This is a genomic window from Pseudopedobacter beijingensis (genome assembly GCF_042678145.1).
In the GTDB taxonomy this organism is placed as follows: Bacteria; Bacteroidota; Bacteroidia; order Sphingobacteriales; family Sphingobacteriaceae; genus Pseudopedobacter; species Pseudopedobacter beijingensis.
In genome coordinates this window covers 113,499-128,787 of the sequence record NZ_JBHUDG010000015.1, presented here as the reverse complement: position 1 = coordinate 128,787, position 15,289 = coordinate 113,499, and the positions used below count along the sequence as shown (strand labels likewise).

Sequence of the window (15,289 nt, the reverse complement as noted above, 5' to 3'; positions counted from 1 at the left end):
GTGTTTAAGGAGTTCCTAAAATTTGTATAACCGTCCCGTCTGGTATATCTTTCAGCATAATCTGGCAAGCTAATCTACTACTGTCATCGCTATTGGGTAAAGAATCCAACATGGATAGTTCTATGGAATTAGCTTCAGGTAGTGCTTCCCCTTTTTTCATAACATCAATATGGCAAGTAGCACATAGTGCTATCCCTCCACAACTAGCTTCTATATTGTATTCCGCTGCTTTTAAAAATTCCATTAAACTGATGCCTAAATTAACGTCTGGAATTTCTAGTGTATTTTCTCTTCCATCAGGAGTTATAACTATTATTCTGGGTGTTTTCATAGTGGATTAATGCCGTAAACTGTAGTGTATTTGAAAGTAAGTTTTTCGTCCGGATAAACAAGTTTAAATGCACTTTGAGCCATTAATGCTGCTTCGTGAAAGCCACAGAGAATTAATTTAAGCTTCCCTTCGTAGGTATTTATATCTCCAATAGCATATACGCCGCTTATATTGGTAGAGTAATCAACGGTGTTTACCAGAATAGCATTTTTATCTATTCCTAATCCCCATTCAGAGATGGGGCCAAGTTTGGGGCTTAGGCCAAATAAAGGAATAAAATAATCAGCTTTGATGAATAAATTATTTTTGGAATGATCCAGAATTTCTGCTTTTTCAAGTTTTGCTGTACCATGTAAATCTACGACGTTGGCTTTTAATACTAAATTGATTTTGTTTTGTTGGGCTAATTCATAGACTTTAGCAGCTGATTCCGGTGTTCCTCTAAAGGTATCTCCCCGATGAACCAGGGTGACATGCGGGCTGATATTGGCCAGATGAATAGTCCAGTCTAATGCCGAGTCGCCACCTCCAGCAATAACAATATGTTTGTTTTTTAATTCATCTGGTTTTTTGATCAGGTAAATAACACCTTTTCCTTCAAAAGAGGAAAGGTTTGGAATAGCGGGTTTTCGAGGCTCAAAACAACCTAGTCCGGCAGCTATCACTATAACTTTTGCGGTGATAACAGAGCCCTCGTTAGTGGTGAGTTTAAATAGGCCTTCCTGATTTCTGGAAAAACTATCCACCCGTTCTCCTAAGGTAAACGTAGGAGAGAAAGGTTTTATTTGATCCATTAGTTTGTCAACTAATTGCTGCGCAGATATTTCCGGGTAACCAGGGATATCGTAAATAGGCTTGTGAGGATAAACTTCTGATAGTTGACCACCAACCTGAGGAAGAGCATCAATTACATGGCAGCGCATTTTTAGCAAGCCTGCTTCAAATACAGCGAACAAACCCGTTGGTCCTGCTCCAATTATACATATATCGCATTTGATCATGTTTTACCTGTGTTATAAAGCATCAACAAAGGAGAGACCGTATTGTTGATGAAATGTACTTTAAGAAATATCAGATTTATAATTTCCAGAATTCAACAGGGTAATTGTCTGTAAAGTCGTCTTTTTCTTTGTCCAGTATTTTTTCTATCAGCCTGAGCTCTGCCGTCGAAAGGCTCTTTTCTAAATGCGGAAATACCTGTCTCTCTTCAAACCTTATATGCAGGTTAACCTGATCGATGAGAGACTGAAATAAAGAACTTTTGGGATTTTCATCTTGATGAATCTGTCTGATAATTTCTGTAATGATATCATGTTGATTAACGGCGTCTTTGCATAGTTGATCCAAACAGTTATTATATAGCAGTATTTCTTCCTGTTTAAAATGGTCAAGCATGTGCCCTTTCCAGAAGAAATGTACATAATCTTTAAGTATAGGAGAAATATCTCTTTTTAGTCCTTCTTTAATCTTCCAGCAAAATAGTAAGCTAAGATGATGGTCGCGCGATAGTTGGATCAAGAAATTAGAACGTTTAATGGGTTTGTTTTGCATAGTTATTCCTCAGGTATTTGTTTTACGGCTTTCATTATTCTGGCAATGCTCCAAGCCCTTTTTTTTGCATTGGTTGCAATTTCGCCCTTAAAGCGTTCGTCAATAGTAGTTTCAAAAAGATTAATCCATCTGTCGAAATGTGTTTTTTCTATTTTCAGTGGTAAATGGACAGGTAGCGGATCTCCCTTATAGGTTCTGGTATAAAGCAAAAGCGTAAACCAAAAACTAATCATTTTTTCAAGGTGGCTATCCCAATCCTTAATAACTGCATTAAAAATAGGAGATAGCAGTTCGTCTTCTCTTATTTTATTGTAAAAACAAAGAACAAGTTCTGTAATGTCTTCCTTATTTTTTATATCCTTATAGATTACTGAATTTTTGTTCATGTTATTATACTATTACCTTGTTGGGATTGCCCTTCATAAGCTCAAGACGAGACTGGAACATACTGGCCATTAATTCTGCTCTGTATTTACAATCGTTAGCTATATCGCCTTCAAAATTTTTGTTAATAGTTTCATGGAATAGTTTTATCCATTGTTCAAAATGAACTTTATTAATAGGAAGAGGCGCATGTCTTGCAAATGGATTACCTTTGAAACCCGGAACACCAAAAAGTGCAGCATTCCAGAATTTATACATTTTATCTAAATGTGTAGGCCAATCCGTTATGGTGTTGTTAAAGATAGGGCCCAGCAAATCGTCAAGCTGTATTTTGTGGTAGAATTCATCTACAAAAATTTTAATATCATCTATATTTCTGATGTCTGTTTTCATACTGATAAATTAACTGAAGAGGAGGTAACGATAAAATAAATAGTCCAGGCAAGAAATAAAATCAGGATGATAAATATCCAGAAAGGAATACTTTGTGGAGATTCACTGCCTGATATTAAAAAGTTTTTTTGGTTTCCTTTTCCGTAGGCATTAACCATAATGGGTACAATGCCATCTACCACCGCATTTTCCTTAATCCCTTCGATGGCTATGGAAGGACCATTTCTTACTTCAAAATTAATTACCCTGATTCCTTCTTTTCCTCTGGGATCTTTACTGATTATTTTGAGTGTATGTTTCCCGTCTACCAGTTTAGATGTGTCTAGTTCAAAGTTTACAGGAGCGTACAATTCGGCTATGGGAGCAGGATCATCATCAATAAATAAAAATATTTTACTTTTCTCTTCCATGCTTTAATTGATAAAAAGGTTTTTAATATGCTGCTCAGATTTTTCACCGGGTTTAAATAAAAATTTCAGAGAAAAGAATAAAGTGGCAATAACTAATACAACAACGAAAGCGATAATTACAAAATCCCAGTTGCTTTGCGGACCTGTACCGTGTGTTATCCCTTTCAATATTTTTGGTTGTTGTTTTTCGCAAACAGGGCAGGCTATGGTTGTAATACCCAGAAGCAGTATCGGAAGGGTAATAAATAATCGTTTCATACTGATTTATTGTTTAACTTGTTTAACCAATTCTTCTACTTGTTTACTGGAAACCTTTTGTGCGTTATTTCCCCAATTGGTTTTTACGTAATTCATAATAGCGCTTATTTCTGCTGCAGACAGATTATTGTTTACACCAACAGCTGGCATAACGGCGTATCCTTCACTAACTCTCCCACTATATCCATTCATAATAATATCAACCATGGTTTCTGGCTTATCATCATCCAATACTATCTTGCTGTCTTTAAGAGCGGGGAAAGCACCTTTTAATCCTTCTCCATTTGCCTGATGGCACATTTGGCAATTGTTTGCGTATAATGGAGCTCCGTCAAGTTCTTCTTCTTCGTCTCCAGATGTAGATTTTGCGGGTTTAGGTTCGCGTTTGTAAAGAAAAACAGGTTGTGGTGTAGCTTCCGGTAAATCTACCTGCACCAAAGATTGCAGGTAAGCTATTAAATGCAATGCTTTTTCGCTGGCTACAATCTTTGTGTGTTTGCTGGGCAGGTATTCGTCGGGGACGGTGACTACTATATCTGTGGGAAGTGTATTTTCTTTGATCTCAAATAACCAGGGATAGGAAGGCATGATAGATTCTTTTACCAATATGCGTGGATTATAAAGGTGAGTTAAGTTCCATTCCGTGCTGGGTTGTCGGGTTCCTATGTTGGTAAGGTCTGGCCCTGTTCTTTCGGTTCCCATTAAAGTAGCAGTATTTCTCCATATATCCGTTCTTGATATTCCAGTGTAATCTGCTGCAATGCTAGGGCGTTTTCCCCAGCTTTTATCCATGTCTATATTACGCACCTGCTGGGTATGACAGGCGACACACCCTTCAGAAATAAAAATAGCTTTACCCATTTCTGCTTCTTTGCTTAATGGTTTTGCGTTAGGTAAAGGCTCGTAGTTTTTTTGGTTGTCTAACGCCGGGAAAATACATACCAATAAAGTAAGCAAAATAAAAAGGGAAGTAGCGGTAACAAATAACTTTTTATGATTATTGAAATATTCCATGATTGCTTTAATTTATTTTGCGTTTTCTTTTTCGGTGAGTTTATCTAGTCTTTTTATTGCAGTTTCATTAATGTCTATCGTGTTTCGGCCTTCAAGCATCTTATATAGGTTATAGATAAAAAACAGATGAGAAAGCCACATGAGACTTCCACCTATAGCCCGCCATAACCAATAAGGAGCCATAAGTGTAACACCTTCGATAAATGGTTTTCCATCCATCCATAAAAGTCCTTTAAGCGTGCTTCCGTACATTAAAGGAATAGTGTAAATCAGTAAACCAATTAAAGCCAGCCAGAAATGAATTCCTACAGTTAGGTGAGGAGCTTCTTTGCCGGTTAATCTTGGGAATAAAGCGTAAATGCCAGCCCAAAGTAAAAAGCATATAATGCCATACATGGTGAGGTGTGAGTGGGCTACAGTAAAATCAGTGAAATGCCAGAGCATATTGGTATATCTAAAAGCTTCTGCTGTACCTTGTAAAGAACCAGTGAAATAAAAAATAATCCCTACAAGAAAGAATGGAAGTGTATAACTCTGACCTATTTTATGCCAGGACCCGTTAAACGTGAGCAGGAAATTTGCGGTTCCGGCAGCAACAGGAATAACCATTCCGGCACTCCCTACAATGGCTACTGTTTGCAACCACCAGGCAATAGAGCTGAAAATGAAGTGATGCGTTCCTATTAATGTATAAAATATAATTTGCGCCCAAAATGCCAGAATCCCTAAGCTGTACGAGTAAATGGGCTTGTTTAACTGCTGTGGCAGAAAATAGTAAACAATACCTAATGTAAACAGCATAAACCACATGCCAACACCCTGATGCATATAATATCCCTGGATAATGGTTTCGCCAAGCCCTTTTTGCCAGAAAGGCAGGTAAGCTACCAGTGTAATAACAATAGTAAAAAGAATAGATGCTACTATATACCAATTGGAAATGTATATTTCTTTGGTTTTTCGGTGCGCAATTGTGTTGAGGAAATTAATTACACATACAACCAATGCTATAGCAAAAGGTAACATCACAGGCCATATATATTCTCTGTATTCTCCACCGCCATTATTAATGCCGGCCATGAGAGATAAAGAGCCCGCTATTACTGTAATGTTGATGAGAATAAAAGCCCACCAACCCATTTTTAAACTGTATAAAGGAGTGTTACTGACCCGAGGTACAATGTAATGCCCTAAGCCAAACATACCTAAAGAAGCCCATCCCCAAAAAACAGCGTTAGTGTGGACAGGCCTCAATCTACCAAAACTTAACCAGCTAATATTATCACTCTCGGGAGCTAAGAACTTTATACCTAAATATTCGCCAACAGTAGTTCCAAATAACAACCAGAACGCTGCTGCACCAATATACCATATAATAAGATTGCTTAATTTGGGGTCAATTTGCGGACGTTCCGGAGCTTTCTTTTTTGCCGAAACCAGTGGGAGTGGAGCTTCGTGTTCAATAGTATTCAACAAACCCTTAGGGTCCTCAGCAGGAGCCTCGCCTGATAGCTGGTTGTTAGGTAAGCGATAATCCAGGGCTTGTTTTCTTTTGACGAGTTCCTGTTCTGTATTTTCGTCTGTGTTTTGAATAAGAAACTGAGAAAACCTAATGGACTCACTAATATCTTGCTTGTTTTTGTATTTGTTGAGTGCATTGAAAAGTTTAATAATCAGGATGGCCAGGCCTGCTAGTATGGGAATCAATATTAAAATAAATGTGATAATGATTCCTCCTTTACCAGATAGTGAATCTGCATTGGTGGTTTGAGCAAAAACACTTTGATTAATCAGGTTGAATCCAATAAGTAAAATTATACCAATTGATTTTTTAGAGATGTGTTTTTCTTTTTGGATATAGTTGAGATAAGACTGTATTTGTTGACTGTTAAAGCCTTTTATTCTTTCCTTAAATCTTTGATATTCGTTTGCTTTATCATTTATCCTGTTGGCATTGTTACTAATGTTGTCAGCTTTATTCATTATACGCAGAACAGCAAATAGTACGGCAATAAATATAATTAAGAGAAGTAGTACCGCTATAATTTGCATAAAGGAAGAGTTGGTTTGATTTGATGCAAAACAAAATTGAGGGGCAATAGTGCAGATAGTAACAGTAGCATATTTAGAATAGGTTTTCATTTTTGTTATTAAAATATATTAATACCTTTTTGTCTTTTATTGTAGTAAAAATTTTTATTTTTTCAACGTGAAGTTTCCTAGAACCAAATCTTCGTTAAACTCTTCAATAGTAGTTTTTTTAAGCATTTTAATAATATCGGTTCTTATTCTCTTAAAATCGTGATGAATAGGGCAGGGGTTACTTTCAGAACAATAAGTTAATCCTAAACCACAACCTACAAAAATATTGTCGCCATCAATAGCTTCTACAACGGCAGACAGTGGTTGTTTTAATGTACGTCCATCCATATAGAACCCTCCAGTAGGACCTTTGGCAGATAAAATAATTCCTTTTCTGCTGAGATCCTGAAGTATTTTTCCTAAAAAATGCTCAGGAGAGTCTATTCCTTGGGCAATTTCCTTTAGGCCCACTCTGTTATTATTAGTGGTCTTATGCGCTATAAAAAATACTGCGCGCATGGCGTATTCACATGTCTTAGAAAAAATACTCATAACGTATGCACAAAGTTAAATTATATTCAGATATAATAAAATACTTTTTTGTCTTTTATTAGGTATGGGTTTAGTTCTCCCACTTTTTTTAAAAATAGAGTGAAAAAATGGTCTGGATTCCCACTTTGTTCTAAAATGTGTGTTTATGGTTTGTTTAAGGGTGTTTTTTTGCGCTTTTTGTATTGTGTTTTATCTTTTTTTAGAGAGGTGTTATCTTCTTTAAACGGTGTTTTTATAAAAAAAATCACTTGTTGAAAACTTTTTGTGGTAAAAAGTGGTAATATGTGGAAGTAATACTTAATTTTACATTTGAAACAGTCTTTAAATACAACTATGTCTCATTTGATTGGAGAATTTGATTGTAAGCTTGACTCGAAAGGACGTTTAATGGTTCCTGCCGGGCTTAAGAAACAATTGCCTGCCATAGATGCAGATGGGCTTGTTGTGAATAGGGGTTTTGAAAAACATCTGGTGATTTACTCGAGAGCAGAATGGGATAAAGTGACTGCAGAATTAGCTGAGTTAAATCCGTATGAAGAAAAGAATAGAAAGTTTGTAAGGTATTTTACAAGGGGGGCAACGGAGTTGAATTTGGATTCTTCGGGTAGGGTGTTGTTGCCGAAGACTTTGTTGGAGTATGCGGGTATTGGATCTGAGGTAGTTCTTTCTTGTCAATTTAATAAAATAGAAATGTGGTCGAGAGAGGCGTATGATGCGCAAATGGATGATGAGCCTGAGAATTTTGCGAGTTTAGCGGAGGATGTAATGGGGAATGGAAGGAGGTTATCGGATGGATAATGTGTATCATGTTCCGGTGATGCTTCAGGAGTGTATTGACGCTCTGAATATTAAGCCTGGAGGGGTTTATGTGGATGTGACATTTGGAGGTGGAGGGCATTCTCGTGAGATTATTAAGCAGTTGGATGGAGATGGTGTTTTGGTTGCTTTTGATCAGGATGTAGATGCGCAAAAGAATAAGATAGATGATGATCGTTTTGTTTTTGTGGATCAGAACTTTCGCTACCTGAAAAATAACCTGCGTATGGAGGGTTTGGTGCCTGTAGATGGTATTCTGGCGGATTTAGGGGTTTCATCGCATCAATTTGATGTTCCGGAAAGAGGTTTTTCTATCCGTTTTGATGGAGAGCTGGATATGAGGATGGATCAGGACGGGGATTTGACAGCGAGGAAAGTGGTGAATACTTATGTTGAAGAAGAGTTGCATAAGATTTTTGGTTTGTATGGGGAAATTCAGAATGCAAAAACATTAGCGAAAACGATAGTTACTGCCAGGTTGAATGAGGAGATTGTTACTGTAGAAGATTTGAAAAAAGTTATTTCAAGGTTAATACCCAGAAATAAAGAAAATAAATATTTGGCGCAAGTTTTTCAGGCATTGAGGATAGAGGTGAATCAGGAAATGGAGGTTTTGCGTGAATTTTTGATGCAGGCGGCAGAGGTTTTAAAGCCGGGAGGTAGGTTGGTGGTGATGTCTTATCATTCGTTGGAGGATAGATTGGTGAAGAATTTTATGGCAAAAGGAAAATTTTCGGGGCAGGTGGAGAAAGATTTTTATGGTAATGAAATTAAGCCTTTGACTGTGTTGACAAAAAAATCAATTACAGCATCTGAAGAAGAGCTGAAGCAAAATAACAGGGCTAGAAGTGCGAGATTGAGAATTGCGGTAAAAAATGGTGAATAAAATTAAAATACCACTAGAAGAGGAGCCACTTGCGGATGTGCAACAAGAAAAAGTGGAAGAAGCGGGAAAAAGTCCTGCTATGTCTGCTTTTTTTGCATTTGTAACTAAAGGAGTGGTGTCTAAGGAGGCAGTAACAGAGGCTTTGCCTTTTGTGTTGTTTCTGGCTTTTTTGGGTATGATTTATATAGGAAATCGCCATAATGCAGAAAATAATATCAGGAAGATTGATAAGCTGAATAAAGAAGTTAAAGAGCTGAGCTGGGATTTTAAAACGTTGAAAGCGGATTTGATGTTCAGAAGCAAGCAGACAGAAGTAGTAAAAAAAGTGGATTCTGTTTTGGGATTAAAAGTTCCGGTAGAACCTCCAATAAAAATTAAAATAGGTCAAAATGAATATAAGAACTAATATTCTTCTTCGTGTATATGCGGCGTTTGGCTTGATTGTTTTGTTTGCCGTGGCCGTTGTTTTTAGGATGGGGCAGGTGCAATTGGTGCAGGGAGGTAAATATAAGGCTATGGCGGATAGTTTAAGTACCCGTTATGCTGAAGTAGAAGCTGCAAGGGGAAATATTTATTCGGCGGACGGAAGCTTGTTAGCTACATCTGTTCCGGAGTATGAGATTAGAATGGATTTGTTGGCGGGAGGAATAGAAGATGATAAAGTTTTTTATGAAAAAATAGATTCTCTGGCTTATCAACTGTCAGTACGTTTTAAAGATAAAAGTTCCAGAGAGTATTCACGATTGTTAAGAAATGCCCGGGCAGATAAGCAAAGGTATTTCCTGATTAAAAGAAAAGTTAGTTATCAGGATCTGAAAGCATTGAAGCAATTTCCAATCTTCAATTTAGGAAGATATAAAGGTGGGATGATTGCTGTTCAGCAAAATAAAAGAATTTTTCCGTTTGGAGATCTGGCGGCCAGAACTATAGGTTATTATAACGAAAATGCAGGTGTGGCAGTGGGTTTAGAAGGAGCTTATGGTGATTATATCAATGGAGAGACAGGGAAAAGATTAGTTCAGCGTATAGCGGGAGGTGTTTGGATGCCGGTAAATGAAGATGCTGAAATTGCACCGAAAGATGGGGCAGATATTATTTCTACCATCGATGTGAATATCCAGGATTTGGCGCAAAATGCGCTGAAAAAGCAATTGATAAAAAGCGAAGCTGATTTTGGTACTGTAGTAGTTATGGAGGTGGAGACTGGAAGAGTAAAGGCTATTGCTAATTATACCAAAGCAGGCGAAGGTTATAAAGAAAGCTTTAATTATGCTATTGCGCAGAGCGCAGAACCAGGTTCTACTTTTAAACTGGCATCTTACATGGTTGCTATGGAAGATAAAAAGTTTGATCTGGATGATAAGATAGATACAGACGAAGGTAAATATAAAATATATCGTCATACCATTAAAGATTCTCATGCTGGTGGTTATGGTGTAATTACCATGAAAAGGGCTTTTGAGGTTTCTTCCAATGTGGCTATTGTTAAACAGATTTATAATAGCTATAAAGATAAGCCATCAGCGTTTACAGATAAATTGTATGATCTGAAATTGGGAGATAAATTGGGTTTACAGATTCCTGGAGAAGGAACTCCTTTGATAAAAACGCCAAAAAGCAGATCGTGGAGTGGTTTAACACTTCCCCAAATGGCTTATGGGTACGAGTTGAAAATGACTCCAATGGAAATTCTATCTCTTTATAACGCTGTGGCAAATGATGGGAAAATGATCGCACCGTTGTTTGTGCAGGAGATCAGAAGATTGGGTAATACCGTAGAGCAGTTTCAGCCACGAGTAATTAATAGTCGGGTATGTTCAGACCGTACATTGGGGATGTTGAAAGAGATGCTGGAAGCAGTAGTAGAAGAGGGTACAGGGAAAAGGTTGAAAAATCCCCTTTATAAAATAGCAGGTAAAACCGGAACAGCGCAAGTAGCGGATGGGTCAAAGGGATACAGAGGAAAACGTAAATATCAGGCTTCTTTTTGTGGATATTTTCCGGCTGAAAAGCCAAAATACTCTATGATTGTTGTGGTGCAGAATCCTACAAAAGGATCTTACTATGCGGCAGATGTGGCTGGTCCTGTTTTTAGAGAGGTGGCCGATGTAATTTATGCCAGCGACTTGCAAATGTATGCTGATGTAAAAGAACCAAAAGTTATTGGCAATACCAGATTGCCTTTAGTGAAAGCAGGTTCTAAAAAGGCAGCGCAGGAGGTGTATAGTAGTTTAGGGGTGAAGTCTTATTTCGCATCGGCGAAAGAAATGGATGTAGATACCAATTCGGGTATTGCATACAGAGAAGTGAAAACAAATAACGGAATTGTTCCGGATGTTACCGGGATGGGATTGAGAGATGCACTTTATGCATTGGGTAATGCGGGTCTGAATCCAGTAATAAAAGGTTCTGGAGAGGTAGAATTGCAATCTATTCCTGCCGGAGCAAAAGTGATGAAAGGAACGAAAATAACAATCGAATTACGATAATGGCAGTTTTAAAAGACATATTGTACGGTGTAGCCATAGAGCAGGTGATTGGATCGACAGAAGTCGAGATTCAACAATTGCAATTCGATTCCAGAAAAGTTTCTCAGGGAACTTTATTTGTGGCTATCAAAGGAACACGTTCCGATGGTCACGACTTTGTAAATGACGTAATAGAAAATGGGACCAATGCAGTAGTTGTAGAACTACTGCCCGAAGTTTTTGCAGAAGGAGTTACTTATGTGAAAGTAGCGAATTCTGCAACTGCACTTGGGGTAATGGCTTCAAATTTTTATCATAACCCATCTTCAAAATTGAAATTAGTAGGCGTAACAGGTACAAACGGTAAAACTACCGTATGTACTCTGTTATATAAACTATTCAGAAAATTAGGGTATAAAACAGGATTAATATCAACCGTAGAGAATTATATAAATGATACGGTTGTTCCGGCAACACATACAACACCAGATCAATTAGCGTTGAATCAATTGTTGGATAAAATGGTGCAAAGCGGTTGCGAATATTGTTTTATGGAGGTGAGCTCGCATGCAGTTGCTCAACATAGAATTAGTGGGATAGCCTTTGCAGGTGGGGTATTTACCAATATCACTCACGATCATTTAGATTTTCACAAAACTTTCGATAATTATATCAAAGCTAAAAAGGGATTTTTTGATGCTTTAAATACTAATGCATTTGCGCTCACAAACACCGATGATAAAAACGGAAGTGTTATGTTGCAAAATACAAAAGCATACAAAAAAAGCTATGGTCTAAAATCATTAGCAGATTTTAAAGGGAAAATAATTGAGAATGAATTTTCTGGACTACACATGGATGTAGATGGTTCTGAGGTTTATTTTAGACTGGTAGGGACTTTTAATGCTTATAATCTGTTGGCTGTGTATGCTACAGCATTGCTTTTAGAGCAAGATAAAATGAGCGTTTTAACCAATCTGAGTATGCTTTCAGGAGCAGAGGGAAGGTTCGATTATATGATCTCTCCAAATAAAGTAGTTGGTATAGTAGATTATGCACATACGCCAGATGCATTAAGAAATATCCTTTCAACCATAGAGAATATTCGTACAGGAAACGAATCTATTATAACTGTAGTAGGTTGCGGTGGAGATAGAGATAAAACAAAACGTCCTATTATGGCTCAAACAGCATGTGATTGGAGTCATAAAGTTATCCTGACCTCAGATAATCCACGTTCCGAGAAACCGGAGGATATTATAGAGGATATGAAGCAAGGAATAACGGCAGTTAATCAAAAGAAAGTCTTAACTATAGTGGATAGAAAAGAAGCTATAAAAACAGCCTGTCATTTGGCAGAACCTGGAGACATCATTTTGCTGGCCGGAAAAGGACATGAAAAATACCAGGAGATAAACGGAGAGCGGAAACATTTTGATGATAAAGAGATATTAATAGAACAATTTAATTTATTGGGCTAATGCTATACTACCTATTTGATTTTTTACATAAGCATTATGATATTCCCGGAACGGGGATATTCCAATTCATCTCTTTTAGAGCAGGGATGGCTATTATCTTGTCTTTAGTGATAACAACTGTTTTTGGTAATAAGCTAATTGCTTATTTAAGATACAAACAGGTGGGTGAGACCGTCAGAAATCTGGGTTTAGAAGGGCAGATACAAAAACAAGGAACACCTACAATGGGTGGTTTAATTATCATAGCCGGTATTCTTATTCCCGTATTGCTTTTTGCTAAACTAGATAATATTTATATCATTTTGATGCTGATAACAACCCTTTGGATGGGAGCTATTGGCTTTTTGGATGACTATATAAAAGTATTTCGCAAAAATAAAGAAGGACTGGCTGGTCGTTTTAAAGTAGTAGGTCAGGTAGGCCTAGCTCTGATTGTAGGGTGGACTATGTATTTTCATCCTCAGATATTGGTTAGACAAACGGTGACAGGTCCTTTGCCGGTTAGTAAATCAGCACCAAAGCAAGGAATCAGCGAAGAGATTATTATAAATAAAGAAGGAGAGAGACTGGTTAGAATAGAAAAATCAACCGGAGTATATTATGCTAAAGATGTAAAAAGCACTATTACCAATGTGCCTTTTTATAAAAATAACGAATTTGATTATGCTAAGGTGCTGAAAATATTTGGAGGTAATTATCAGGATTATGCTCTCATGGTTTTTCTGCTCTTTGTGATTGTAATTATTACTGCGGTATCTAATGGTGCGAATATAACAGATGGGATAGACGGCTTAGCTACCGGAACGTCAGCAATTATTGGTATAGCGTTAGTGTTGTTGGCTTATGTTTCGGGAAATACAATCATTGCCGATTATTTGAAAATCCTGTATATACCTAATTCAGGAGAGCTGGTGATTTTTGCGTCAGCTTTTGTGGGAGCTTGTATTGGTTTCTTGTGGTATAATACTTATCCGGCTCAAGTATTTATGGGCGATACGGGAAGTTTGACCATAGGCGGTATTATTGCTGTTTTTGCTATTATGATTCGTAAAGAATTATTAATTCCGGTATTGTGTGGCGTGTTTTTGATAGAAAATCTTTCCGTTATTATTCAGGTATCCTGGTTTAAATATACCAAGCGTAAATATGGAGAAGGAAGGCGTGTGTTTCTGATGTCGCCATTGCATCATCATTTTCAGAAAAAAGGTTACCACGAAGCAAAGATTGTAACACGTTTTTGGATTATAGGAATATTGCTGGCTATTATAACCATAGTAACGCTAAAAATCAGATAGTATGGAAAAGAGCAAAAGAATAGTGGTTTTGGGATCCGGAGAAAGCGGAGTAGGAGCGGCAATTCTGGCGCAAAAGAAGGGTTTTGAAATTTTTGTTTCTGATTTTGGAGCGATCAGCGATAAGTATAAAAAAGAACTGGAAGAAAGAGGGATCGCTTACGAAGAAAATAAACATACAGAAGAGCTTATTTTAAATGCCGCAGAAATTATTAAAAGCCCGGGCATTCCAGATAAAGCTCCGATTATAAAAAAACTGGTAGAAAAAAATATACCCATACTTTCCGAAATAGAGTTTGCAGGAAGGTATACTCAGGCAAAAACAATTTGTATCACCGGTTCTAACGGAAAGACAACAACAACAATGCTGACTTACCATATTTTAAAGACAGCCGGTTTAAATGTGGGTTTGGCTGGAAATGTAGGGTTTAGCTTTGCCAAGCAGGTAGCAGAAGAAAATTTTGATTACTATGTTTTAGAGTTAAGCAGCTTTATGTTGGATAATATGTATCAGTTTAAAGCTGATATAGCCGTATTACTCAACATTACACCAGATCATTTAGATCGATATAATTATGAAATGAAAAATTATGTTGCATCTAAATTCAGAATAATACAGAATCAAACTACTGATAGTCATTTCATTTATTGTGATGATGATACGGAGACAAAAAAAGCTTTAAACAGCTATGCTATTAAAGCAGAACAACACCCTTTTTCTATTACACATACTGTAAATAACGGGGCGTTTTTAGAAGATAATAATATAACAATTAACATTAACAATAGAGAAACCTTAACTATGACTATTAAGGAGCTTGCACTGCAAGGCAGTCACAATGTTTATAATTCAATGGCTTCAGGTATTGCCGCTAAAATTCTTGAATTAAGAAACGAGACTGTACGCGAGAGTATGGGTGATTTTAAAAATGTTGCCCACCGTCTGGAATTTGTAGCTAAAATTTCGGGAATAAGCTTCATCAACGATTCTAAAGCAACCAATGTAAATTCTACCTGGTATGCCTTAGAAAGTATGGGGACTGATGTAGTTCTCATTTTAGGAGGTGTTGATAAAGGTAACGACTATTCTATGCTGAAAAGCCTGGTTAAAGAAAAAGTGTCATCTATAGTTTGTCTGGGTTTAGACAATAAAGCTATTCATGATGCTTTTGAAGATGATGTAGAAATCATTGTTAACACCAAATCAGCAAAAGATGCAGTTGAAGTTGCCTACCATTTAGCGAAAAAAGGATCAACGGTATTGCTTTCACCTGCATGTGCAAGCTTCGATTTATTCAAAAATTACGAAGACAGAGGCGATCAGTTTAAAGCAGCAGTAAGAGAATTATAAGCATTTAAATAAACATACTT

17 protein-coding genes are annotated in these 15,289 nt (G+C 37.1%); 7 read left to right on the top strand and 10 right to left on the bottom strand.

The window, feature by feature from the left end; genetic code table 11:
- Positions 1 to 4 precede the first annotated feature (4 nt).
- From ACFSAH_RS10060 to ACFSAH_RS10015, 10 genes are all read right to left on the bottom strand, one after another.
- Positions 5 to 331: a 2Fe-2S iron-sulfur cluster-binding protein gene (locus tag ACFSAH_RS10060; protein WP_379662600.1), complete on the bottom strand. Its 327-nt coding sequence runs from the start codon at positions 329 to 331 to the stop codon at positions 5 to 7.
- A complete protein-coding gene (locus ACFSAH_RS10055; RefSeq protein ID WP_379662599.1) occupies positions 328 to 1,332 on the bottom strand; it encodes an NAD(P)/FAD-dependent oxidoreductase in 1,005 nt (334 codons plus the stop codon). Before ACFSAH_RS10055 ends, ACFSAH_RS10060 begins: the two co-directional genes overlap by 4 nt.
- Positions 1,333 to 1,408: 76 nt before the next feature.
- Positions 1,409 to 1,882, bottom strand: a complete 474-nt coding sequence (locus ACFSAH_RS10050; protein ID WP_379662598.1) for a hemerythrin domain-containing protein — start codon at positions 1,880 to 1,882, stop codon at positions 1,409 to 1,411.
- A 2-nt stretch (positions 1,883 to 1,884) separates the two neighbouring features.
- The gene (locus ACFSAH_RS10045; RefSeq protein WP_379662597.1) at positions 1,885 to 2,268 is read right to left on the bottom strand and encodes a group III truncated hemoglobin; all 384 of its coding nucleotides are present in this window, start codon (positions 2,266 to 2,268) and stop codon (positions 1,885 to 1,887) included.
- Positions 2,269 to 2,272: 4 nt separating this feature from the next.
- On the bottom strand, positions 2,273 to 2,659 hold the full coding sequence (locus ACFSAH_RS10040) for a group III truncated hemoglobin (protein ID WP_379662596.1): 387 nt from the start codon (positions 2,657 to 2,659) through the stop codon (positions 2,273 to 2,275).
- Positions 2,656 to 3,069, bottom strand: a complete 414-nt coding sequence (locus ACFSAH_RS10035) for a cytochrome C (RefSeq protein ID WP_379662595.1) — start codon at positions 3,067 to 3,069, stop codon at positions 2,656 to 2,658. Before ACFSAH_RS10035 ends, ACFSAH_RS10040 begins: the two co-directional genes overlap by 4 nt.
- Before the next feature lie 3 nt (positions 3,070 to 3,072).
- A complete protein-coding gene (locus ACFSAH_RS10030; RefSeq protein ID WP_379662594.1) occupies positions 3,073 to 3,327 on the bottom strand; it encodes a hypothetical protein in 255 nt (84 codons plus the stop codon).
- Positions 3,328 to 3,333: 6 nt separating this feature from the next.
- Positions 3,334 to 4,341, bottom strand: coding sequence for a cytochrome c (locus ACFSAH_RS10025; RefSeq protein ID WP_379662593.1), 1,008 nt, complete (start codon positions 4,339 to 4,341; stop codon positions 3,334 to 3,336).
- Between the two features lie 12 nt (positions 4,342 to 4,353).
- A complete protein-coding gene (locus ACFSAH_RS10020) occupies positions 4,354 to 6,483 on the bottom strand; it encodes a cbb3-type cytochrome c oxidase subunit I (protein WP_379662592.1) in 2,130 nt (709 codons plus the stop codon).
- Between the two features lie 54 nt (positions 6,484 to 6,537).
- A complete protein-coding gene (locus ACFSAH_RS10015) occupies positions 6,538 to 6,975 on the bottom strand; it encodes an RrF2 family transcriptional regulator (protein WP_379662591.1) in 438 nt (145 codons plus the stop codon).
- A gap of 333 nt (positions 6,976 to 7,308) precedes the next feature.
- Between ACFSAH_RS10015 and mraZ the strand changes: the two genes are divergently transcribed.
- Genes mraZ through murD form a run of 7 tightly spaced genes read left to right on the top strand, consistent with a single transcriptional unit; the run spans position 7,309 to position 15,269 of the window.
- Positions 7,309 to 7,773 carry a division/cell wall cluster transcriptional repressor MraZ gene (gene mraZ / locus ACFSAH_RS10010; RefSeq protein ID WP_379662590.1) on the top strand — a complete coding sequence of 155 codons (465 nt, stop codon included), beginning with the start codon at positions 7,309 to 7,311 and terminating at the stop codon, positions 7,771 to 7,773.
- Complete coding sequence (gene rsmH / locus ACFSAH_RS10005; protein WP_379662728.1) at positions 7,766 to 8,677, top strand: 16S rRNA (cytosine(1402)-N(4))-methyltransferase RsmH; 912 nt, start codon at positions 7,766 to 7,768, stop codon at positions 8,675 to 8,677. The genes mraZ and rsmH overlap by 8 nt, the downstream gene beginning before the upstream one ends.
- Positions 8,667 to 9,083, top strand: a complete 417-nt coding sequence (locus tag ACFSAH_RS10000; protein ID WP_379662589.1) for an FtsL-like putative cell division protein — start codon at positions 8,667 to 8,669, stop codon at positions 9,081 to 9,083. Before rsmH ends, ACFSAH_RS10000 begins: the two co-directional genes overlap by 11 nt.
- Positions 9,067 to 11,166 (top strand): penicillin-binding protein, encoded by a 2,100-nt coding sequence (locus ACFSAH_RS09995; RefSeq protein WP_379662588.1) that lies wholly within the window; start codon positions 9,067 to 9,069, stop codon positions 11,164 to 11,166. The genes ACFSAH_RS10000 and ACFSAH_RS09995 overlap by 17 nt, the downstream gene beginning before the upstream one ends.
- Positions 11,166 to 12,626 (top strand): UDP-N-acetylmuramoyl-L-alanyl-D-glutamate--2,6-diaminopimelate ligase, encoded by a 1,461-nt coding sequence (locus ACFSAH_RS09990; protein ID WP_379662587.1) that lies wholly within the window; start codon positions 11,166 to 11,168, stop codon positions 12,624 to 12,626. Before ACFSAH_RS09995 ends, ACFSAH_RS09990 begins: the two co-directional genes overlap by 1 nt.
- A complete protein-coding gene (gene mraY / locus ACFSAH_RS09985; protein WP_379662586.1) occupies positions 12,626 to 13,921 on the top strand; it encodes a phospho-N-acetylmuramoyl-pentapeptide-transferase in 1,296 nt (431 codons plus the stop codon). The genes ACFSAH_RS09990 and mraY overlap by 1 nt, the downstream gene beginning before the upstream one ends.
- Before the next feature lies 1 nt (position 13,922).
- Positions 13,923 to 15,269 (top strand): UDP-N-acetylmuramoyl-L-alanine--D-glutamate ligase, encoded by a 1,347-nt coding sequence (gene murD, locus ACFSAH_RS09980; protein ID WP_379662585.1) that lies wholly within the window; start codon positions 13,923 to 13,925, stop codon positions 15,267 to 15,269.
- Positions 15,270 to 15,289 lie beyond the last annotated feature (20 nt).

Coding starts and splice junctions, on each gene's coding strand:
- ACFSAH_RS10050 (WP_379662598.1), bottom strand. CDS start 1,882: ATGCAAAACAAACCCATTAAACGTTCTAATTTCTTGATCCAACTATCG.
- ACFSAH_RS10040 (WP_379662596.1), bottom strand. CDS start 2,659: ATGAAAACAGACATCAGAAATATAGATGATATTAAAATTTTTGTAGAT.
- ACFSAH_RS10000 (WP_379662589.1), top strand. CDS start 8,667: ATGGTGAATAAAATTAAAATACCACTAGAAGAGGAGCCACTTGCGGAT.
- ACFSAH_RS10035 (WP_379662595.1), bottom strand. CDS start 3,069: ATGGAAGAGAAAAGTAAAATATTTTTATTTATTGATGATGATCCTGCT.
- ACFSAH_RS10015 (WP_379662591.1), bottom strand. CDS start 6,975: ATGAGTATTTTTTCTAAGACATGTGAATACGCCATGCGCGCAGTATTT.
- rsmH (WP_379662728.1), top strand. CDS start 7,766: ATGGATAATGTGTATCATGTTCCGGTGATGCTTCAGGAGTGTATTGAC.
- ACFSAH_RS10025 (WP_379662593.1), bottom strand. CDS start 4,341: ATGGAATATTTCAATAATCATAAAAAGTTATTTGTTACCGCTACTTCC.
- ACFSAH_RS09995 (WP_379662588.1), top strand. CDS start 9,067: ATGAATATAAGAACTAATATTCTTCTTCGTGTATATGCGGCGTTTGGC.
- ACFSAH_RS10055 (WP_379662599.1), bottom strand. CDS start 1,332: ATGATCAAATGCGATATATGTATAATTGGAGCAGGACCAACGGGTTTG.
- mraY (WP_379662586.1), top strand. CDS start 12,626: ATGCTATACTACCTATTTGATTTTTTACATAAGCATTATGATATTCCC.
- ACFSAH_RS10045 (WP_379662597.1), bottom strand. CDS start 2,268: ATGAACAAAAATTCAGTAATCTATAAGGATATAAAAAATAAGGAAGAC.
- ACFSAH_RS10020 (WP_379662592.1), bottom strand. CDS start 6,483: ATGAAAACCTATTCTAAATATGCTACTGTTACTATCTGCACTATTGCC.
- ACFSAH_RS10030 (WP_379662594.1), bottom strand. CDS start 3,327: ATGAAACGATTATTTATTACCCTTCCGATACTGCTTCTGGGTATTACA.
- ACFSAH_RS09990 (WP_379662587.1), top strand. CDS start 11,166: ATGGCAGTTTTAAAAGACATATTGTACGGTGTAGCCATAGAGCAGGTG.
- mraZ (WP_379662590.1), top strand. CDS start 7,309: ATGTCTCATTTGATTGGAGAATTTGATTGTAAGCTTGACTCGAAAGGA.
- ACFSAH_RS10060 (WP_379662600.1), bottom strand. CDS start 331: ATGAAAACACCCAGAATAATAGTTATAACTCCTGATGGAAGAGAAAAT.
- murD (WP_379662585.1), top strand. CDS start 13,923: ATGGAAAAGAGCAAAAGAATAGTGGTTTTGGGATCCGGAGAAAGCGGA.